Below are 19,707 nucleotides of genomic sequence, written 5' to 3' on the forward strand. Positions count from 1 at the left end.
TCCCGCGTCAGCGCCCGCCGCGGAACGTGGCCGGATCGTCTTCGGCCACGGCCAGGGCGATCTTGCGCACGTGCTCCGGGGCGACGTCGGTCAGCTCGCCCAGCCCGTACCAGCCGACCTCGGTCAGCTCGCCGTCGGCCGGATGCGGGTCGCCCGAGACCCAGTCGCAGCGGAAGACGAGGTCGAGATAGTCGACCTGGTCGCCGTTCGCGTAGGTGATGCGGGGTGTGGTCTGCACGAGCGCGAGCCGCGTCACCCGCACGCTGACGCCCGCCTCTTCGCGGCACTCGCGCACGGCCGCGTCGGCCGGTTCCTCACCCGGGTCGACGATGCCCGACACGCTCTGCCATTGACCGTTGTCGGCGCGCCGCCCGAGCAGGATCTTCTCGTCCTTGAACACGACGGCCGTCACCCCGACCAGCGGCAGCGGGGCGTGCCCGATCTTCTCGCGCAGCGACAGGACGAAGTCGGGTGTGGACATAGCCGCAAGCCTAAGCGCGGATGCCGGGTGCTGATGCGTCACCCCCTCTGACGCGGGCCGGTCACAGCAGCGAGCCCAGCACGTCCAGCCGCAGCTGCGCCGCCCCGGCGATCAGCACGTAGTCCAGGACCGTGATCAGCACCGCCCACGAGAACAGGCCCGCGCCGAAGCGGCGGGGAGCCCGGCCCCACACCCCGTCGCGCAGCGACCAGCCGAGCGTGAACCAGAACAGCGGGATCGTGACCAGCCACACGATCATGCACCACGGGCACAGCGACCCGTACTCGAAGACGCTGCGCCAGGCGAAGAAGTGCACGAGGACGAACGCCGCCGTCAGCCCCAGCACGTAGACCCGCCAGTACCAGCGGCGCAGACCGCCCGGCGCGGCCAGGGCGCTCACCGCCGCATACACCGGCCCCAGGAACATCGTGATGCCGATGATCGAGTTCGTGAACCCGAGCAGGTTGCCGCCGGGCGAGAGCAGATTCGGGCCGCACGTCACCAGCGGGCTGACATCGCAGCTGACGATCGGGGTGCCACCGGTGAGCTGCCCGATGTACTCGAGATACAGCAGGAACGACACCGTGCCGCCCAGGACCGCGGCGACGATCCAGAAGACGGCGAGCGCGCGTGGCGGTGCCACCACGGCCTCCTTCGCGGCGCGCGGGGGCGGGGGGACGACATCATCCGACATGCGACGAGTGTCCACCGAACCGGTGGCCGGACGCCACGGTGCACGCCGGAGAAAACCGCCGCGTCTCACCTTCAACCGAAGGGTGAACCGACCTGGCCCGGCGATCCGGCCGACTCGGAGGGTGCGGCCCGCGACGTCGGAGAGGCTCCGTAGACTCGAGGCCGTGGCATCCGATTCCTTCGTCCATCTGCACGTGCACAGCGAATACTCGATGCTCGACGGCGCCGCGCGCATCCGCGACATGGTCGATGAGGCCGTCCGGCTCGAACAGCCCGCCATCGCGGTCACCGACCACGGCAACACCTTCGCCGCGTTCGAGTTCTACAAGACGGCGAAGGATGCCGGGATCAAGCCGATCATCGGCATCGAAGCGTATGTGACCCCCGGCACGCACCGCTCCGACAAGTCCCGGGTGCGCTGGGGCAGCCCCGACCAGGCGAGCGACGACGTGTCGGGTTCGGGCGCGTACACGCACATGACGCTGCTCAGCGAGACCACCGAGGGCATGCACAACCTCTTCCGGCTGTCGAGCCTGTCGAGCATCGAGGGGTACTACTTCAAGCCCCGCATGGACCGCGAGCTGCTGCAGAAGTACAGCAAGGGGCTCATCGCCACCACCGGCTGCCCCTCCGGTGAGATCCAGACCCGGCTGCGGCTGGGCCAGTACGACGCCGCGCGCGCAGCCGCCGCCGAGTTCCAGGACCTGTTCGGCAAGGACAACTACTTCTGCGAGATCATGGACCACGGCCTGTCCATCGAGCGGCGTGTCCAGGGCGACCTCATGAAGATCGCGGCCGATCTCGACATCCCGCTGGTGGCCACCAACGACCTGCACTACACGCACCAGCACGACGCGACCAGCCACTCGGCGCTGCTGTGCGTGCAGTCCGGCTCGACCCTCGACGACCCCAACCGGTTCAAGTTCGACGGCGACGGTTACTACGTGAAATCCGCCGCCGAGATGCGCCAGGTCTTCCGCGACCGGGAGATCGCGTGCGACAACACGCTGCTGATCGCCGAGCGCTGCAACGTCGAGTTCAACACGTCGGCCAACTACATGCCGCGCTTCCCGGTGCCCGAGGGGGAGACCGAGGAGAGCTGGTTCATCAAGGAGGTCGAGAAGGGACTCCACCTGCGCTACCCCGCCGGCATCCCCGACGAGGTGCGCAAGCAGGCCGAGTACGAGACGGGCGTCATCGTCCAGATGGGCTTCCCGGGCTACTTCCTCGTCGTCGCCGACTTCATCAACTGGGCCAAGGAGAACGGCATCCGCGTGGGGCCGGGCCGCGGCTCGGGTGCCGGGTCGATGGCGGCGTACGCGATGAAGATCACCGATCTCGACCCGCTGCAGCACGGCCTCATCTTCGAGCGCTTCCTCAACCCCGACCGTGTCTCGATGCCCGACTTCGACGTCGACTTCGACGACCGTCGCCGCGGTGAGGTCATCCAGTACGTGACGCAGAAGTACGGCGACGAGCGCGTCGCCCAGATCGTCACCTACGGCACCATCAAGGCCAAGCAGGCGCTGAAGGACGCCGGTCGTGTGCTGGGCTTCCCGTTCAGCATGGGGGAGAAGCTCACCAAGGCGATGCCGCCGGCGGTGATGGGCAAGGACATGCCGCTGAACGGCATGTTCGACCGCTCGCACCCGCGCTTCAAGGAGGCCGGCGAGTTCCGCGCCCTCATCGAGACCGACCCCGAGGCCAAGACCGTCTTCGACACCGCCGTGGGGCTGGAGAACCTGAAGCGCCAGTGGGGCGTGCACGCGGCCGGCGTCATCATGTCGTCCGAGCCGCTGATCGACATCATTCCGATCATGAAGCGCGAGCAGGACGGCCAGATCGTCACGCAGTTCGACTACCCGGCGTGTGAGGCGCTGGGCCTGATCAAGATGGACTTCCTGGGGCTGCGCAACCTCACGATCATCGACGACGCCCTCGACAACATCGAGGCCAACCGGGGTGAGAAGCTCGTGCTCGAGGACCTGACCCTCGACGACAAGGCCTCCTACGAGCTGCTGACCCGCGGCGACACGCTGGGCGTGTTCCAGCTCGACGGCGGGCCGATGCGGTCGCTGCTGCGGCTCATGAAGCCCGACAACTTCGAGGACATCTCCGCCGTCATCGCGCTCTACCGTCCCGGCCCGATGGGTGCCAACTCGCACATCAACTACGCGCTGCGCAAGAACGGCCAGCAGGAGATCACGCCGATCCACCCCGAGCTCGAAGAGCCGCTCAAGGACATCCTCGACACCAGCTACGGCCTGATCATCTACCAGGAGCAGGTGATGGCGATCGCGCAGCGGGTGGCCGGGTTCAGCCTCGGCCAAGCCGACATCCTGCGCCGCGCGATGGGCAAGAAGAAGAAGTCCGAACTCGACAAGCAGTACGAGGGCTTCCACGCCGGCATGGTCGCCAACGGCTTCGGCGAGGGGGCCATCAAGGCGCTGTGGGACATCCTGCTGCCGTTCTCCGACTACGCGTTCAACAAGGCGCACTCGGCCGCGTACGGCCTGGTGTCGTACTGGACGGCCTATCTGAAGGCGCACTATCCTGCCGAGTACATGGCGGCGCTGCTGACCAGCGTCGGTGACTCCAAGGACAAGCTCGCCGTCTACCTCAACGAGTGCCGGCGCATGGGCATCAAGGTCCTCCCGCCCGACGTGGGGGAGTCGATCCGGTTCTTCGCCGCCGTCGGCGAAGACATCCGCTTCGGCCTGGGCGCGGTGCGCAACGTCGGGGCGAACGTCGTCGACGGCATCATCGCCGCGCGCTCCGAAGAGCCGTTCACGAGCTTCCACGACTTCCTCGCCAAGGTGCCGGTGCACGTCGCGAACAAGCGCACTGTCGAATCGCTCATCAAGGCCGGCGCGTTCGACTCCCTCGGCGCGACGCGGCGCGCGCTCATGGAGATCCACGAGGACGCGACCGAGCAGGCCGTCATCGACAAGCGCCGTGAGGCCAACGGCGAGGTCGGCTTCGACTTCGACAGCCTGTGGGGCGACGACGAGCCGCACGCGGTGCAGAAGGTGCCCGACCGCCCCGAGTGGACCAAGAAGGACAAGCTCGCGTTCGAACGCGAGATGCTCGGCCTGTACGTGTCCGACCACCCGCTGGCGGGCCTGGAGATCGCGCTCGCCAAGCACGCGTCCACCTCGATCCACGATCTGCTGGCCTCGGACGACGTGAGCGACGGCGATCAGGTCACCGTCGCAGGCCTGGTCACCAGCGTCCAGCACCGGGTCGCCAAGCAGAGCGGCAACCCGTACGGCATGATCACCATCGAGGACTTCGACGGCGAGGTCACGGTCATGTTCATGGGCAAGACCTACACCGAGTTCCAGTCGATGCTCGTGGCCGACTCGATCCTCGCGGTGCGCGGCCGGGTGTCGATGCGTGACGACGGGCTCAACCTGCACGGACAGTCCGCCTTCGCTCCCGATCTGGGGACGATGGATGCCAGTGGCCCGCTCGTCCTGCTCATGCCCGAGCAGCGCGCGACCGAGACCGTCATCGGCGAGCTCGCCGCGGTGCTGGGCCGGCACGCCGGGGACACCGAGGTGACGCTCAAGCTCCACAAGGGCGGTGTCGCGAAGGTGTTCGAGGTGCCGATCCCGGTCCGGGTGAGCGTCGGCCTGTACGGCGAGCTGAAGGGACTGCTCGGGCCGCAGTGTCTCGGATGATCGGCGCATAGCGCGGGCGAGTAGGATCACGTCTGACCCCGGAGCCGGAAGGACCATCGTGACCGACGAGAAGACCACCCCCGACAACCCCGAAGAAGCCGCTTTCGACGACGAGACGGTCCGTCGGATGACCGGGGCCGAGTCCGTCGACGACGCCACGGCCGCCGAGATTCCCGCCGCCGACGCCGACGCGCCCGCCGCGAACCCGGTCGCCGCCGAGCCGGAGGACGCCACGCCCGGCACGACCGGTGACGCCACCGCTGCGGAGACCGCCGCCGACCCGGCCGCCGCCGACCCGGCCGTCGCCGCCCCGGCCGGGCAGGCGACCGCCGACGGGCTGCCGCCGCAGTACGGCGTGGGCCCGTTCTCCATTCGCGAGGTCGCCCTGGGCGGCATCTGGCTGGTCGCCTTCATCGTCTCGTTCTTCCCGATCTACGGCGGATTCGCCTCCGGCGCCACCGTGTGGAGCGGCGGTATCGACTGGGTGCTCACCATCGGCGTGCCCACCGTCGCCGTCTTCCTCCTGGCGCTGCGCCGGCTCTCGCCGCAGGGCATCCGGCGGGTCGGCTCGCTCGGCATCGACCAGTTCGCCTCGGTCGCGTTCTCGGTCTCGGCCGTCATCTGGCTCGGCATCCTGTGGGGCGCGGTCGTCTCGCTGGGCGCCGGTCGCGTCTTCATCGCCACCTGGGTCGTCTGGGTCGAGTTCTTCCTGATGCTGGCCGGGGTCTTCCTGACCGTGCTGGCCCCGTTCATCGCACCGTTCAACGAGGACTTCCGCGGGCGCACCGAGACCGTCGCGCACCGCGTCGCGCGTCCGGCCCGCCCGGTCACCCCCCGCCCGGCCCCGCCGGCGAGCCAGACCGCCACGCCGTACGCGAGCGCGCCCGCCTACGGCGCCACCGCCGACCCCTACGCGTCGGCCTCGGCGCCCTACGGCACGTCGGCGGGCGCATACGGCTCGGCGCAGGCCTCGGCCACCGCGGCCGCCCCGACGACGCAGAACGACGGCGCCCAGACCGCCGCGCCGTCCGACGAGACGTCGGTGGTCGAGCAGCAGTCCGCGCCGGCGGCCACGCAGGCGTTCTGGGCGCTCGCCCCGGTCGAACGTGACGTCGTCGACGAGCAGGGCCTGCCGCTGTTCACCATCGGCCCCACCGCGTGGGCGCTGGTCATCGAAGACCGCGGCGACACGTTCGTGGTCCGCCACGAGGACGGCCGCATCGGTTACCTGACCGACGTCTCCGGCGTCACCCGCGGCTGATGCTGCGCACGATCGACCTGCGCGGTCGCACCCTGTCGCCGCGCGAACTTCTGGATGTCGTCCCGCGGGCCACCGCCGCGCGGGATGCCGCGCTGGCCACGGCCGAGCGCATCGTCGCGGACGTCGCCGAGCGCGGCGAAGCCGCGCTGCGCGCACAGGCCGAGCAGTTCGACCGGGTGACCGGGCACGACATCCGCGTCCCCGCCGCCCACCTCGACGAGGCGCTCGCAACCCTCGACAACGATGTCCGCGCCGCGCTCGAAGAGGCCATCCGGCGGGTGCGGACCGCCTCGGCCGCCCAGGTGCCGCCCGACGTCGTCACCGACATCGCACCCGGTGCGCGCGTCACCCAGCGGTGGCAGCCGGTGAACCGGGTCGGGGTGTACGTGCCCGGCGGCAAGGCGGTCTACCCCTCGAGCGTCGTCATGAACGTCGTGCCGGCGCAGGTGGCCGGTGTGCGCCAGGTGGCCCTCGCCTCACCGCCGCAGGCCGACCAGGACGGTCGGGTGCACCCCGTCATCCTGGCCGCCGCGAAGCTGCTGGGCGTGACCGAGGTCTACGCCATGGGCGGTGCCGGCGCGATCGCCGGCCTCGCCCACGGCGTGCCCACCCTCGACCTCGACCCCGTCGACGTCATCTCCGGGCCGGGCAACAACTTCGTCGCCCTCGCCAAGCGCGTCGTCTCGGGCCGGGTCGGCATCGACTCGGAGGCCGGTGCCACCGAGATCCTCATCGTCGCCGACGACAGCGCCGACGCCGACCTCGTCGCCGCCGACCTCATCAGCCAGGCCGAGCACGACGAGCAGGCCTCCGCGGTGCTCGTCACGCCGTCCGCCGCCCTCGCCGACGCCGTGGCGGACCGCGTCGCCGCGCGCGCGGCATCCACCCGCCACAGTGCCCGCATCGGTGAGGCGCTGGCCGGACCGCAGTCGGCGATCGTCCTGGTCGACGACCTCGACGCGGCGACCGCGTTCAGCAACGCCTACGCACCCGAGCACCTCGAGCTGCACGTGACCGACCCGCGCGTGGACGACTTCACCAACGCCGGTGCGGTGTTCGTGGGGGCGTACACGCCGGTCTCGCTGGGCGACTACCTCGCCGGCAGCAATCACGTGCTCCCGACCGGCGGACAGGCGCGCTATGCGGCCGGGCTGTCGGCGTCCACGTTCCTGAGGCCGCAGCAGGTCATCGACTACGACCGCGCCGCGCTGCAGGCCGTGAGCGCGCAGATCGTGGCCCTGGCCACGGCCGAGGCGCTGCCGGCCCACGGCGAGGCGGTCACCGCCCGGTTCGACGCGTAGGCTGGAGCGTCATGCACTGCCCGTTCTGCCGCCACTCCGATTCCCGGGTCATCGACTCGCGCACCAGCGACGACGGCCTGAGCATCCGCCGCCGCCGTCAGTGTCCCGAATGCGGGGGCCGGTTCTCGACCATCGAGACGGCGAGCCTCAACGTCATCAAGCGCTCGGGGGTCATCGAGCCGTTCAGCCGGGACAAGGTCATGTCGGGCGTCCGCAAGGCCTGCCAGGGCCGTCCGGTCACCGAGGGCGACCTCGCCGTGCTCGCCCAGGCGGTCGAAGAGGCGGTGCGTCAGACCGGCTCCTCGCAGATCGACACCAACGAGATCGGCCTCGCGATCCTCGGACCGCTGCGCGAGCTCGATGAGATCGCGTACCTGCGCTTCGCGAGCGTCTACCAGGCGTTCGAGTCGCTCGACGACTTCGAGGCGTCGATCGCGCAGCTGCGTGCCGACCACGCCGAGCGCGACGCCGCGTCATCGGAGGACTGAGCGCGCCGATACGCTGGAGGGGATGTACCCGCTCCTCTTCCGCACGGTTCTGTCGCGCATGGATCCCGAGACGGCGCACCACGCCGCCATGCTCGTCATCCGTGCTCTCGGCATGCGTCCGCTCGCGCCGCTCGTGCGCGCGTTCACCCGCCCCGACCCGACGCTGCGCGTGCACGCGCTCGGTCTCGAGTTCCCCTCGCCCTTCGGCGTGGCGGCCGGTTTCGACAAGAACGTTACGGGCGCCGCGGGCCTGGGGGCGCTGGGCTTCGGCCACGTCGAGGTCGGCACCGTCACGGCGATCCCGCAGGAGGGCAACCCGCGGCCGCGGCTGTTCCGCCTCATCCCCGACCGCGCGGTCGTGAACCGGATGGGCTTCAACAACCGCGGTGCCGCCGCCGCCGCGCGGCGCCTGGCCGCCCTCCACCACCGCCGCCACCGGCCGGTCATCGGCGTGAACATCGGCAAGAGCCGGGTGGTGGACGTCGCTGACGCGACTGCCGACTACGTCACCAGCGCCCGGCAGCTGGCGCCGCTGGCCGACTACCTGGTCGTCAACGTCTCCTCGCCGAACACGCCGGGCCTGCGCGGGCTGCAGGCGGTCGAGACGCTGCGCCCCCTGCTGGAAGAGGTGCACGCCGCCGCCGGCGCCACGCCGCTGCTGGTCAAGATCGCGCCCGACCTGCCCGACGACGAAGCCGAGGCCATCGCGCGGCTCGCCGTCGATGTGGGGCTGGCCGGTCTCATCGCCACCAACACGACGATCTCCCGCGAGGGGCTGACCACCGATGCGGCCGTCGTCGCCGCCGCCGGCGCCGGGGGACTGTCGGGGGCGCCGCTGAAGGCCCGCGCGCTCGAGGTGCTGCGCGTCGTCCGTGCTGTCGTGCCGGCGTCGTTCTGCGTCATCTCGGTGGGCGGCGTCGAGACCGCGGCCGACGTCCGCGAACGCCTGGATGCCGGTGCCGACCTCGTGCAGGGCTACACGGCGTTCCTGTACCGCGGCCCGCTGTGGGCGCGGCAGATCAACCGCGGCCTGCGCCGCGGCGCCTGAGACCGCTCAGGCCGGGTACTGTCCGCGCCGCACCTGCGGCTTGGGCAGGCGCATGAAGCGCATCTGCACGGTGCGCATCGCCGAGTACCAGGCCAGACCCTTCTCCAGCTTGGTCTCGCCGAACTTCGCCTTGGCTTTCTTCTTCACGCGCTGGCCGGTGATGATCATGTCGGCGACCGCGAGCAGGATGTACAGCCACAGCCCCACGAACGAGTAATAGGTGATCGCGGGGTTGGGGAACAGGCTCAGCAGGATCACGATGATCATCAGCGGCATGAGCAGCTCACCCAGGTGCCATCCGGCATCCACCCAGTCGCGCGCGAAGCGCTTCTGCGGACCCTTGTCCCGCACCGGCAGATACCGCTCCTCGCCGTTGGCCATGCCCACCCGGGCACGCTCACGCGCGGCCGCCAGCTCGGCCTTCGCGCGCTGCTTGGCCTCCTTCGTGTCGGCCACCAGCGGACGCTTGCGGGCTGCCTCCCGCTCGGCGCGCGTCGGCGTCGGGCGGTTCTTTCCGGGACCGGACGGAACGTCGGCGGTCGCGTCGGACGAAGGGGAGGAAGGGGGCTTTGCCACGGGAAGGGTCCTCGGATCGGCGGGTGCGGTGCCCTCTAAGATTACCCGCATGAGCTCTGAACTTCCCCGGCGCGACGCCGTCCGCGACGCCGCCCTCGCCGCCGTGCCCGCCGCACTGGCGGACCTCGGCACCCTCGTGCGCATCCCGTCGATCGCCTTCCCGGGCTTTGACCACGGTGAGGTGGCGCGCAGCGCCGAGGCGGTGCGCAGCCTGCTCGACGGACTCGGCATCTTCGAACGCGTCGAGATCAAGACCGCGGTGGTGCCGGGCACCGGGCAGCAGGGGATGCCGGCGGTGCTGGCCACCCGGCCGGCGCGCAACGGCGCGCCCACGATCCTTCTGTATGCACACCACGATGTGCAGCCGGTCGGCGACGAGGCGCTGTGGGAGTCGCCGCCGTTCGAACCGACCGTCCGCGACGGCCGCCTGTACGGCCGCGGCGCCGCCGACGACAAGGCGGGCATCATGGCCCACGTCGGCGCCCTGCGAGCGCTCGTGGACGCTGTCGGCACCGACTTCGACCTCGGCGTCAACATGTTCATCGAGGGGGAGGAGGAGGCCGGCTCCGCCTCGTTCGCGCAGTTCCTCAGCGACAACGCCGACGCCCTGCGCGCCGACGTCATCGTGGTGGCCGACTCCGGCAACTGGGACTCGACCACCCCGGCCCTCACCGTCTCGCTGCGCGGCAACGTGCGTTTCACGCTGACCGTGCGCACCCTGGAGCACGCGTCGCACTCGGGCATGTTCGGCGGAGCGGTGCCCGACGCGATGATGGCCACCGTCAAGCTGCTGGCGACCCTGTGGGACGAGGACGGCGCGGTCGCCGTCGCCGGACTCACCGAGCGCGAGGCCGACACGCCGGAGTACACCGAGCAGACCCTCCGCAGCGAGGCGGGGCTCCCCGAGGGCGTGAGCCCCATCGGTCGCGGCACGATCCTCAGTCGCATCTGGAACAAGCCGTCCATCACCGTCACCGGAATCGACGCGCCCACCGTGCTCGGCGCCTCGAACACGCTCAGCCCCGAGGTCTCGGTGGTCATCAGTGCCCGCATCGCCCCCGGCCAGAGCGCCGCCGAGGCGGAGGAGGCCCTGAAGGCGCACCTGCAGGCGCACGCCCCGTTCGGCGCCCAGCTGTCGTTCGCCGACGCCGACCGCGGCGACGGGTTCCTCGTCGACACCTCCGGTGATGCCGTCGCCGCGGTCCGCGAAGCCCTCGCCGACGGCTACGGCGTGGAGTCGGTCGACATCGGGGTGGGCGGATCCATCCCGTTCATCGCCGACCTGGTCCGGGAGTTCCCCGGCGCGCAGATCCTGGTCACCGGCGTCGAGGACCCGCACTCCCGGGCGCACAGCCCCAACGAGTCGCTGCACCTGGACACCTTCCGCCATGCGCTCGTGTCCGAGGCGCTGCTGCTCGAGCGTCTTGACACGGCCCGCTGACCGGCCCGCGTCGGGCGGCGCGGGCGTAGAATCGTGGCATCCAGCCGTCTGATAACGGCACGACCCCCAGGGAGAGCCATGACCGACATCGCCACGACGCCCGTCGAGACCACCCCCAGCCACGGCATCAGCCTCACCGAGGCCGCAGCGCTCAAGGTGAAGAACCTGCTCGGTCAGGAGAACCGCGACGACCTCCGTCTGCGTGTGGCCGTGCAGCCCGGCGGCTGCTCGGGACTGATCTACCAGCTCTACTTCGACGAGCGCTTCCTCGACGGCGACAAGACCGTCGACTTCGACGGGGTCGAGGTCATCGTCGACGACATGTCGGTGCCCTACCTCGACGGCGCCGTGATCGACTTCAAGGACACGATCTCGGAGCAGGGCTTCACGATCGACAACCCCAACGCGGCCGGCAGCTGCGCCTGCGGCGACAGCTTTCACTGATCCGGCTGGTTTCCTGCAGATCGGGCCGGGGAAACGCGCCCTCACGCTGGGCGATTGGCCTGAATGAGGTGTGAGGTTGCTCTAGACTGGCCAGAGACGACCTTCATGATCCCGAAAGGTGAACCGTGCGCGCAAAACGGCGACTCCGCTGGGCCATTGTGCCGATGGGCGTTGCGACCGCCATCGCCCTGGCGGCCTGCACCCCGACCGAGCTGAACGGGTTCATGCCCGGGTTCGAAGACGGCGGTGAGCCGGTCACCGACCGCACCGCGATGGTCTCGGGACTGTGGACGACCTCGTGGATCGTCCTGCTCGTGGTCGGTCTGGTCACGTGGGGGCTCATGGGGTGGGCGGCCATCGTCTACCGTCGCCGCCGCGGCCAGTCGGGCCTGCCGGTGCAGATGCGCTACAACATGCCGGTCGAGATCTTCTACACGGTCGTGCCGCTGATCCTCGTGCTCGGCTTCTTCGCTTTCACGGCGCGCGACCAGACGATCCTCGAGACGCAGCACGAAGACCCCGACGTGTGCATCACCGCGATCGCCAAGCAGTGGGCGTGGGACTTCCAGTACAACGGCGACGACTGCGAGCAGACCGATGACGCCGTGTGGACGATGGGCGTGCAGGCCCAGACCGACGAGAAGGGCAACATCACCAACGAGCTGCCCACCCTCGTGCTGCCGGTCGACCAGAAGGTCACGCTCAAGCTCGTGTCCCGCGACGTGGCCCACTCGTTCTGGATCGTGGACTTCCTCTACAAGAAGGACATGTACATCGGCAAGGACAACTATTGGTCGTTCACCCCGACCAAGGAGGGCACGTACGCCGGCAAGTGCGCCGAGCTGTGCGGCCAGTACCACTCGATGATGCTCTTCAACGTCGACGTCGTCTCCGACGCCGAATACCAGGAGTACCTGTCGTCGCTGCGTGAGGCCGGCCAGACCGGTGACATCAACGACGTGTACGACCGTCTCCAGAACCTGCCCGGCACCGGGGGCAGTGCTGATTCCGAGGGAGGCCAGTGATGGCGACGACTCTTCCACTCCAGGAGGACACGCACGCGCGTCCCACCACGCTGCCGCCGCGACAGGCCGCTCTGCTGAGCTCGTCGCGCGTCGAGCAGAAGGGCAACCTCGTCGTCAAGTGGATGACCTCCACCGACCACAAGACCATCGGGTACATGTACCTGATCACGTCGGTGCTGTTCTTCCTGCTCGGCGGTGTCATGGCGCTGATCATCCGCGCCGAGCTGTTCGAGCCCGGCATGCAGATCGTGCCGACCAAGGACCAGTACAACCAGCTGTTCACGATGCACGGCACGATCATGCTGCTGATGTTCGCGACACCGCTGTTCGCCGGGTTCGCCAACGCGATCCTGCCGTTGCAGATCGGCGCCCCCGACGTGGCGTTCCCGCGACTGAACGCCTTCGCGTTCTGGCTGTTCAGCTTCGGTTCGATCATCGCCGTGGCCGGCTTCCTCACCCCGCAGGGTGCGGCCGCGTTCGGTTGGTTCGCGTATCAGCCACTGGCCAATGCGACCTTCTCACCAGGCGCGGGCGGCAACCTCTGGATGCTCGGACTCGGTATGAGTGGTTTCGGCACGATTCTCGGTGCCGTGAACTTCATCACGACCATCATCACGATGCGTGCACCCGGTATGACGATGTGGCGTCTGCCGATCTTCTCCTGGAACACGCTGGTCACCAGCATCCTGATCCTGATGGCCTTCCCGGTGCTCGCCGCCGCGATCCTCGCCGCCGCGACCGACCGCGTGCTCGGGGCGCACATCTACGATCCCGCCAACGGCGGCGTCCTGCTGTGGCAGCACCTGTTCTGGTTCTTCGGACACCCAGAGGTGTACATCATCGCGTTGCCGTTCTTCGGCATCGTGTCGGAGATCTTCCCGGTCTTCAGCCGTAAGCCGATCTTCGGCTACAAGACGCTGGTGTACGCGACGATCGCCATCGCCGCCCTGTCGGTCTCGGTGTGGGCCCACCACATGTACGTCACCGGCGGTGTGCTGCTTCCGTTCTTCGCGCTGATGACGATGCTGATCGCCGTGCCCACGGGTGTGAAGATCTTCAACTGGATCGGCACGATGTGGCGAGGCTCGGTCACCTTCGAGACGCCGATGATCTTCTCGCTCGGCTTCCTCACCTCGTTCGTGTTCGGTGGTCTGACCGGTGTGATCCTGGCATCCCCGCCGCTGGACTTCCACGTCTCCGACTCGTACTTCGTCGTCGCGCACTTCCACTACGTGGTGTTCGGCACGGTCGTGTTCGCGATGTTCGCCGGGTTCTACTTCTGGTGGCCCAAGTGGACCGGCCGCATGCTCAACGAGCGCCTCGGCGTCGTGCACTTCTGGCTGCTGTTCATCGGCTTCCACATGACCTTCCTCATCCAGCACTGGCTGGGCGTGGACGGCATGGTCCGCCGCTACGCCGACTACTCGGCCGCCGACGGGTGGACCTGGCAGAACCAGGTCTCGACCGTGGGCGCGATGATCCTCGGCGCGTCGATGATCCCGTTCTTCCTGAATGTCTGGATCACCGCACGCAAGGCGCCGAAGGTCACCGTCAACGACCCGTGGGGCTACGGTGGCTCGCTCGAGTGGGCGACCAGCTGCCCGCCGCCGCGCCACAACTTCACGTCGATCCCGCGGATCCGCAGCGAGCGCCCGGCGTTCGACCTGAACCACCCCGAGGCGGGTATCCCGGTGGGGATCGGTCCGGCGAAGGACGCTCCGGACACCCCGGTCGTCGACAAGGCGGATGGAGAGGTCAAGTAAGTGAAGACGAATGTCAACCTCTGGTGGATCCTCACGGTCTTCTTCCTGATCGTCGCCGGGGTCTACACCGCCTGGAACATCATCGAGCACTCCCAGCTGCCGTGGTACACCGCCATCGAATGGGTGGGCACGATCGCGCTGCTGTTCACCGCGTTCATGTCGGTGCTCATCGGCTTCTACGTCCACCGTGTGCACCGCGCTCAGGGTGGTGAGCTGCCGGAGGATGTCCTGACCGCGGACATCGACGACGGCGACCCTGAGGTCGGCGAGTTCAGCCCGTGGTCGTGGTGGCCGGTCGTGCTGGCGTTCGCTGCCGGCCTGTTCATCCTCGGACTCGCGGTCGGACAGTTCCTGCTGCCGATCGGTGGAGCGGTGTTCCTCGTCGCGATCGTGGGCTGGGTCTACGAGTACTACCGCGGCTACTTCGCGCGCTGAGGTCTATGCCCCTGCGACTGCAGGCGGGCGTCTTCTCCGACGCCGGCACGTTCCGTGAGAACAATCAGGATGCCGCGTTCGCGGCGCCCTGGGCCGCCGGTGTCGCGGACGGCGTCGGCGGGGGCCCGGCCGGTGACCTGGCGTCGGCGGCGCTGGTCCACGGCCTGATCGGCGGCGGCCGGCACTGTATGGATGCCGCGGAGTTCGGTGCCCGCGTGCGGATGGCCAACTGGGTTCTGGGTGCGCACGTGCGACGCGACCCCGCGCTGCGCGGGATGGCGACGACGTTCACGGGACTGTGGTTCACCCCTGAGGGGGCGCTCCTGCTGGCCCATACGGGCGACTCCCGGGCCTACCTGGTCCGAGACGGCGAGATGTCGCGGCAGACGCGGGACGACTCGTTCGTGCAGGCGCTGGTAGACCAGGGTCTGGTGCGGGTCGAGGATGCCGCGTCGCACCCGCGCCGCAACGTGATCACCGCCTCGCTCCGCGGCGAGGAGAGCGACCTCGTCCGCGTCGACGAGCGCACGGCGCAGGAAAGCGACCGCTGGCTGCTGTGCAGCGACGGCGTGAGCGACTACCTGCCCGATGCCGAGATCAGGGCGCTGGTCACCGGCATCCCGGACTCCGCGGACGCCGCGCGCCGCATCGTCGAGCTCTCCCTCGAGGCCGGTTCCCGCGACAACGTCACGGCTGTGGTGTGCGATCTGACCGCCGCGCCGGAGCCGGAAGGCGCGGTTCCCCTCGTCGCCGGATCGGCGGCGCTGCGGTATCCCGAGGTGTTCGAGGCCGGGCTGGTCGCCACGGCCTGACCGGCGAGGTGCCGGGGCGTCAGGGGCGTACGTACATCGTCAGCGGGTCGAACGTGCGGGGGAGCGGCCCGTCGGCGTTCTGCGTCGGCTGTCCCTCGCGCACCCAGTACTCGTACCCGCCGATCATCTCCTTGACCTGGTAGCCGAGCTTCGCGAACTCGACGGCGCCCTTCGCGCCGGCGTTGCAGCCCGGGCTCCAGCAGTAGACCACAACCGGGACGGCCGGATCGAGCTCCTTCGGCGCACGCTCGGCGATCTCCCGGTACGGCATGTGGACCGCGCCCACGATGTGTCCCTGAGCCCACGCGTCGTCGCTGCGCACGTCGACGATCACGAGACTCTCGCCGGCCTTCTGCGCGGCGTACGCGTCGGACGGGTCGGTCTCGTGGGTGAGCTTGGCCGTGAAGTAGGAGAGTGCGTCGGTCATGCTTCGACGCTACCGGTACGACAAAGCGGCGAGGCCGACCATGACGGTCAATCCTCGCCGCTTTCCCGCCAGAAGGCGTCAGTCGTTCTTGGGCTTCTTCTTGCCCTTGCCGTCACCGTCGTCCGGGACGATCAGGTTCGAGGGACGGTTCGCCGTCTCGCTTCCCTTGCCGTCGTCGATCGGGTGCAGCGGAGCGTCGGGGACACCCGCGCGCTCGTGGGCGCCCTGCAGCTCGGCGGCCTCTTCCTCGGCGATGTGCTCGAGCGTGTGGTGCTGGTGCGCACGCGCCGCGTCGATGTCGCTCTGGGTGAGGCTGGTCAGCCGGTCCTCGAAGAACCAGCGCGACAGTGCGGAGCGCAGGTTCTCGTGCCACGGGATGCGGCCCTTGTCGTTCGGACGGACCACGAGCGGCTCGTTCGTCTCGAAGTCCACGAGCTTGATGAGCTCGTACTCGTCGACGGGCTGGTGCACCTCGATGTACTCGCCACCGGGCAGGCGCACGATGCGGCCCGACTCGTAGCCGTGCAGCGCGATCTCGCGGTCCTTCTTCTGCAGCGCGATACAGATGCGCTTGGCGACGAAGTAGGCGAAGATCGGCCCGAAGATCAGCATCGCCTGCAGCGCGTGGATGACGCCTTCCATCGTGAGGTGGAAGTGGGTGGCGATGAGGTCGGACGACGCCGCAGCCCACAGCACCGCGTAGAAGGTGACGCCGGCGGCGCCGATTCCGGTGCGGGTGGGCGCGTGGCGCGGACGCTGGGCGATGTGGTGCTCGCGCTTGTCGCCGGTGATCCACGCCTCGATGAAGGGGTAGATCGCGACGAGCAGGATGAACAGGACCAGCACGACCAGCGGCACGATGATGTTGAACGACCAGGTGCGGTCGAGCCACACGAACTCCCAGTGCGGCGGCACCAGGCGCAGCGCACCGTCGGCGAAGCCGATGTACCAGTCGGGCTGGGTACCGGCCGACACGGGGGACGGGTCGTACGGACCGTAGTTCCAGATGGGGTTGATCTGGAACAGCGATGCGATCAGGACCAGCACGCCGAAGGTGATGAAGAAGAACCCACCCATCTTCGACATGTAGACCGGCATCATCGGGTAGCCCACGACGTTGCTGTTCGTGCGGGCGGGCCCGGCGAACTGCGTGTGCTTGTTGACGATCATGAGCATGAGGTGCAGACCCAGCAGCGCCACCAGGATGGCCGGCAGCAGCAGGATGTGCAGCGCATACAGGCGTCCGACGATCTCGGTGCCCGGGAACTCACCGCCGAACAGCAGGAACGAGGTCCACGTGCCGATCAGGGGGATGCCCTTGATCATGCCGTCGATGATGCGCAGACCGTTGCCGGAGAGCACGTCGTCGGGGAGCGAGTAGCCGGTGAAGCCCTCACCCATCGCGAGGACGAACAGGATGAAGCCGATCACCCAGTTCAGCTCACGCGGCTTGCGGAACGCACCCGTGAAGAAGACGCGCAGCATGTGCACGCCGATGCCGGCGACGAACACGAGCGCCGCCCAGTGGTGCAGCTGGCGCACCAGCAGACCACCGCGGATGTCGAACGAGATCTCGAGCGTGGAGGCCATGGCCGCCGACATCTCGATACCGCGCATCGGCAGGTGGGCGCCGTCGTAGTGGGTCTCGACCATCGCCGCGTCGAAGAAGAACGTCAGGAACGACCCCGACAGCAGGATGACGACGAAGCTCCACAGGGCGATCTCACCCAGCATGAACGACCAGTGGTCGGGGAAGATCTTGCGGCCGAGCTCCTTGACGAACCCCGAGATCGAGGTGCGCTCGTCGATGTAGTTCGCCGCTCCCGCGACGAAACGCCCGCCGAGGGGCTTCTCGTCACGTGCGGTGGCCGTCTCGTGGCCCGTTGCGGTGGCAGTCGCGGTGCTCAATGACGCTCCCAGAAGCTCGGGCCCACAGGCTCTTCGAAGTCGCTCTGCGCGATGAGGTAACCCTCGTCGTCGACGGTGATCGGCAGCTGGGGCAGCGGCCGTGCCGCCGGGCCGAAGATGACGGCCGCGCTGCGCGAGACGTCGAACTGCGACTGGTGGCAGGGGCAGAGCAGGTGGTGGGTCTGCTGCTCGTACAGCGCGACGGGGCAGCCGACGTGTGTGCAGACCTTGGAGTAGGCGACGATGCCGTCGTATGACCACTCCAGCTTGTTGTGCTCAGCGGGCAGCTGCTCGGGGAGCAGACGCATGAGCAGGACGATCGCCTTCGCCTTCTCCTCGAGGTAGCCGTCGTGGTGGCTGAGGTCGGCGAGGGATTCGGGGATGACATGCATGGCCGAGCCGATGGTCACATCCGACGCGCGGATGGGCTCACCGCTGGGGTCGCGCGCCAGGCGCGTGCCCTTCTCCCACATCGTGTGCTTGAGCAGGGCAACCGGGTCGCCCTCGATGCCGGTGCCGTTCGGGTTGTTGTGCGGGGCCAGGCCGCGGAACAGCACGATGCCCGGCAGCACGGAGGCCACGAGGGCCGCGATCAGGGAACCGCGGATGGCGGTGCGGCGGCCGAAGCCGGACTCCTCGTTGGCGTCACGGAAAGCCTGCACCGCCGCTTCACGCGTCGTGTCGCGTCCGCGGGTCGCGTGGCGCGGCTCGATGAACTCACGGTCGGACATGATCGCCTTCGACCAGTGGATCGCGCCGATGCCGATCGCGAGGAGTGCGAGGGCGATGCCCAACCCGATGAACAGGTTGTTCTGGCGGATGTCGATCGTCCGGCCGCTCTCGATGGGGAACAGCATGTAGGCGGCGATCGCCCAGATGCTACCGGCGAGCGACAGATAGAACAGCGAGTACACCGTGCGCACCGCGCGGTTCATCGCTGCCGGATCCTTGTCCGTCAGACGCGCGCGGTGTGGCGGCAGCCCGGGATTCTGCACGGGGTCGCTGACCACAACGGCGAGCCCGTTGGAGGGCTTCCACGAAGCCCTCTCGTGCTCGAGTGGGTCTTCCTCGTGTGACATGGTGCTCCTCGTCCGTTCCGTACGTCAGTGTTCGATCAGTTCGACTTCGCCGTGATCCACACGGTGATGCCGATCAGGGTGCCGATGCCGAAGATCCAGATGAACAGACCTTCCGACACGGGCCCCAGCGAACCAAGGGTGAATCCGCCGACGGATGCGTCTTCCTGCATCCACAGCAGCGCCGAGATGATGTCGCGCTTCTCTTCAGCGCTGATGTTGAGGTCGCCGAACACGGGCATGTTCTGCGGGCCGGTGACCATGGCCGCGTAAAGGTGCAGTGCGCTGGTCTCCGTCAGCGCGGGTGCGTACTTGCCTTCGGTCAGCGCACCACCGGCGGCGGCGACGTTGTGGCACATGGCGCAGTTGATGCGGAACAGCTCGGCGCCGGCTGCGACATCGCCTCCGCCGTCGAGGATCCGCTCGTCGGGGTAGGTCGGGCCGGGGGAGACGGACTGGACCCAGGCTGCCATCGCCTCGATCTGCTCCTGCGTGAACTGGACCGGCTTGACCGGCGCCTGCGGGCCCTGCATCTGCAGCGGCATGCGGCCGGTCGCCACCTGGAACTCGACGGCGAGCTCACCCACGCCGTACAGCGACGGGCCGTCGGGAGTGCCTTCCAGGTTCAGGCCGTGGCACGTGGCGCAGTTGGCCTGGAACAGCTTCTTGCCGTCCTCGACGGTCAGCGCGGTGCTGGCGGCCGTAGGGGTCTCGGTAGCCGCCATCGCTGCGGAAGCACCGGCGTAGACGCCTCCGGTGACGAGCAGTCCGACGCCGATGAGGGCGGCGGCTGCCCACTTGCTGCGGCGTCCGCCGGCGCGGCGTGAGGTCTTGAATGCCATGGA

18 protein-coding genes are annotated in these 19,707 nt (G+C 68.8%); 11 read left to right on the top strand and 7 right to left on the bottom strand.

Features of this window, described 5'->3' with window-relative positions; all coding sequences use genetic code 11:
- Window positions 1–7: 7 nt before the first annotated feature.
- Window positions 8–481: an NUDIX hydrolase gene (locus ACQ143_RS00640; protein WP_449568793.1), complete on the bottom strand. Its 474-nt coding sequence runs from the start codon at window positions 479–481 to the stop codon at window positions 8–10.
- A gap of 61 nt (window positions 482–542) precedes the next feature.
- Window positions 543–1,175 (bottom strand): vitamin K epoxide reductase family protein, encoded by a 633-nt coding sequence (locus ACQ143_RS00645; RefSeq protein ID WP_449568794.1) that lies wholly within the window; start codon window positions 1,173–1,175, stop codon window positions 543–545.
- A gap of 211 nt (window positions 1,176–1,386) precedes the next feature.
- Between ACQ143_RS00645 and dnaE the strand changes: the two genes are divergently transcribed.
- From dnaE to ACQ143_RS00670, 5 genes are read left to right on the top strand one after another with little or no spacing between them, the layout of a single operon-like run.
- Complete coding sequence (gene dnaE, locus ACQ143_RS00650; RefSeq protein WP_449569556.1) at window positions 1,387–4,857, top strand: DNA polymerase III subunit alpha; 3,471 nt, start codon at window positions 1,387–1,389, stop codon at window positions 4,855–4,857.
- Between the two features lie 58 nt (window positions 4,858–4,915).
- Complete coding sequence (locus ACQ143_RS00655; RefSeq protein ID WP_449568795.1) at window positions 4,916–6,118, top strand: hypothetical protein; 1,203 nt, start codon at window positions 4,916–4,918, stop codon at window positions 6,116–6,118.
- Complete coding sequence (gene hisD, locus ACQ143_RS00660) at window positions 6,118–7,419, top strand: histidinol dehydrogenase (RefSeq protein WP_449568796.1); 1,302 nt, start codon at window positions 6,118–6,120, stop codon at window positions 7,417–7,419. Before ACQ143_RS00655 ends, hisD begins: the two co-directional genes overlap by 1 nt.
- An 11-nt stretch (window positions 7,420–7,430) precedes the next feature.
- Entirely contained in the window at window positions 7,431–7,907 is a 477-nt protein-coding gene (gene nrdR, locus ACQ143_RS00665; RefSeq protein ID WP_449568797.1) for a transcriptional regulator NrdR, read from the top strand.
- Window positions 7,908–7,929: 22 nt separating this feature from the next.
- Window positions 7,930–8,955 carry a quinone-dependent dihydroorotate dehydrogenase gene (locus ACQ143_RS00670; protein WP_449568798.1) on the top strand — a complete coding sequence of 342 codons (1,026 nt, stop codon included), beginning with the start codon at window positions 7,930–7,932 and terminating at the stop codon, window positions 8,953–8,955.
- A gap of 6 nt (window positions 8,956–8,961) precedes the next feature.
- Here ACQ143_RS00670 and ACQ143_RS00675 read toward each other — a convergent pair whose 3' ends face one another.
- Window positions 8,962–9,531 (bottom strand): DUF3043 domain-containing protein, encoded by a 570-nt coding sequence (locus ACQ143_RS00675; RefSeq protein ID WP_449568799.1) that lies wholly within the window; start codon window positions 9,529–9,531, stop codon window positions 8,962–8,964.
- A 49-nt stretch (window positions 9,532–9,580) separates the two neighbouring features.
- Here ACQ143_RS00675 and ACQ143_RS00680 point away from each other — a divergent pair, with 49 nt between their 5' ends.
- From ACQ143_RS00680 to ACQ143_RS00705, 6 genes are all read left to right on the top strand, one after another.
- Entirely contained in the window at window positions 9,581–10,972 is a 1,392-nt protein-coding gene (locus ACQ143_RS00680) for a M20/M25/M40 family metallo-hydrolase (protein WP_449568800.1), read from the top strand.
- A 78-nt stretch (window positions 10,973–11,050) separates the two neighbouring features.
- Complete coding sequence (gene erpA, locus ACQ143_RS00685; RefSeq protein ID WP_449568801.1) at window positions 11,051–11,416, top strand: iron-sulfur cluster insertion protein ErpA; 366 nt, start codon at window positions 11,051–11,053, stop codon at window positions 11,414–11,416.
- Window positions 11,417–11,541: 125 nt separating this feature from the next.
- Window positions 11,542–12,441: an aa3-type cytochrome oxidase subunit II gene (gene ctaC, locus ACQ143_RS00690; protein ID WP_449568802.1), complete on the top strand. Its 900-nt coding sequence runs from the start codon at window positions 11,542–11,544 to the stop codon at window positions 12,439–12,441.
- Window positions 12,441–14,204, top strand: coding sequence for an aa3-type cytochrome oxidase subunit I (gene ctaD, locus ACQ143_RS00695; RefSeq protein ID WP_449568803.1), 1,764 nt, complete (start codon window positions 12,441–12,443; stop codon window positions 14,202–14,204). The genes ctaC and ctaD overlap by 1 nt, the downstream gene beginning before the upstream one ends.
- On the top strand, window positions 14,205–14,639 hold the full coding sequence (locus ACQ143_RS00700; protein WP_449568804.1) for a cytochrome c oxidase subunit 4: 435 nt from the start codon (window positions 14,205–14,207) through the stop codon (window positions 14,637–14,639).
- A 5-nt stretch (window positions 14,640–14,644) separates the two neighbouring features.
- Window positions 14,645–15,451, top strand: coding sequence for a PP2C family protein-serine/threonine phosphatase (locus tag ACQ143_RS00705; RefSeq protein ID WP_449568805.1), 807 nt, complete (start codon window positions 14,645–14,647; stop codon window positions 15,449–15,451).
- A 19-nt stretch (window positions 15,452–15,470) separates the two neighbouring features.
- Here ACQ143_RS00705 and ACQ143_RS00710 read toward each other — a convergent pair whose 3' ends face one another.
- From ACQ143_RS00710 to qcrC, 4 genes are all read right to left on the bottom strand, one after another.
- The gene (locus tag ACQ143_RS00710; protein ID WP_449568806.1) at window positions 15,471–15,878 is read right to left on the bottom strand and encodes a rhodanese-like domain-containing protein; all 408 of its coding nucleotides are present in this window, start codon (window positions 15,876–15,878) and stop codon (window positions 15,471–15,473) included.
- A gap of 78 nt (window positions 15,879–15,956) precedes the next feature.
- A complete protein-coding gene (gene qcrB / locus ACQ143_RS00715) occupies window positions 15,957–17,786 on the bottom strand; it encodes a cytochrome bc1 complex cytochrome b subunit (RefSeq protein WP_449568807.1) in 1,830 nt (609 codons plus the stop codon).
- Complete coding sequence (gene qcrA / locus ACQ143_RS00720) at window positions 17,783–18,865, bottom strand: cytochrome bc1 complex Rieske iron-sulfur subunit (RefSeq protein ID WP_449568808.1); 1,083 nt, start codon at window positions 18,863–18,865, stop codon at window positions 17,783–17,785. The genes qcrB and qcrA overlap by 4 nt, the downstream gene beginning before the upstream one ends.
- Before the next feature lie 35 nt (window positions 18,866–18,900).
- Complete coding sequence (gene qcrC / locus ACQ143_RS00725) at window positions 18,901–19,704, bottom strand: cytochrome bc1 complex diheme cytochrome c subunit (protein ID WP_449568809.1); 804 nt, start codon at window positions 19,702–19,704, stop codon at window positions 18,901–18,903.
- Window positions 19,705–19,707: the final 3 nt, after the last annotated feature.

The sequence above is a fragment of the Microbacterium pollutisoli genome, assembly GCF_053586795.1.

Coding starts and splice junctions, on each gene's coding strand:
- ACQ143_RS00640 (WP_449568793.1), bottom strand. CDS start 481: ATGTCCACACCCGACTTCGTCCTGTCGCTGCGCGAGAAGATCGGGCAC.
- ACQ143_RS00645 (WP_449568794.1), bottom strand. CDS start 1,175: ATGTCGGATGATGTCGTCCCCCCGCCCCCGCGCGCCGCGAAGGAGGCC.
- dnaE (WP_449569556.1), top strand. CDS start 1,387: ATGCTCGACGGCGCCGCGCGCATCCGCGACATGGTCGATGAGGCCGTC.
- hisD (WP_449568796.1), top strand. CDS start 6,118: ATGCTGCGCACGATCGACCTGCGCGGTCGCACCCTGTCGCCGCGCGAA.
- nrdR (WP_449568797.1), top strand. CDS start 7,431: ATGCACTGCCCGTTCTGCCGCCACTCCGATTCCCGGGTCATCGACTCG.
- ACQ143_RS00670 (WP_449568798.1), top strand. CDS start 7,930: ATGTACCCGCTCCTCTTCCGCACGGTTCTGTCGCGCATGGATCCCGAG.
- ACQ143_RS00680 (WP_449568800.1), top strand. CDS start 9,581: ATGAGCTCTGAACTTCCCCGGCGCGACGCCGTCCGCGACGCCGCCCTC.
- erpA (WP_449568801.1), top strand. CDS start 11,051: ATGACCGACATCGCCACGACGCCCGTCGAGACCACCCCCAGCCACGGC.
- ctaD (WP_449568803.1), top strand. CDS start 12,441: ATGGCGACGACTCTTCCACTCCAGGAGGACACGCACGCGCGTCCCACC.
- ACQ143_RS00705 (WP_449568805.1), top strand. CDS start 14,645: ATGCCCCTGCGACTGCAGGCGGGCGTCTTCTCCGACGCCGGCACGTTC.
- ACQ143_RS00710 (WP_449568806.1), bottom strand. CDS start 15,878: ATGACCGACGCACTCTCCTACTTCACGGCCAAGCTCACCCACGAGACC.
- qcrA (WP_449568808.1), bottom strand. CDS start 18,865: ATGTCACACGAGGAAGACCCACTCGAGCACGAGAGGGCTTCGTGGAAG.
- qcrC (WP_449568809.1), bottom strand. CDS start 19,704: ATGGCATTCAAGACCTCACGCCGCGCCGGCGGACGCCGCAGCAAGTGG.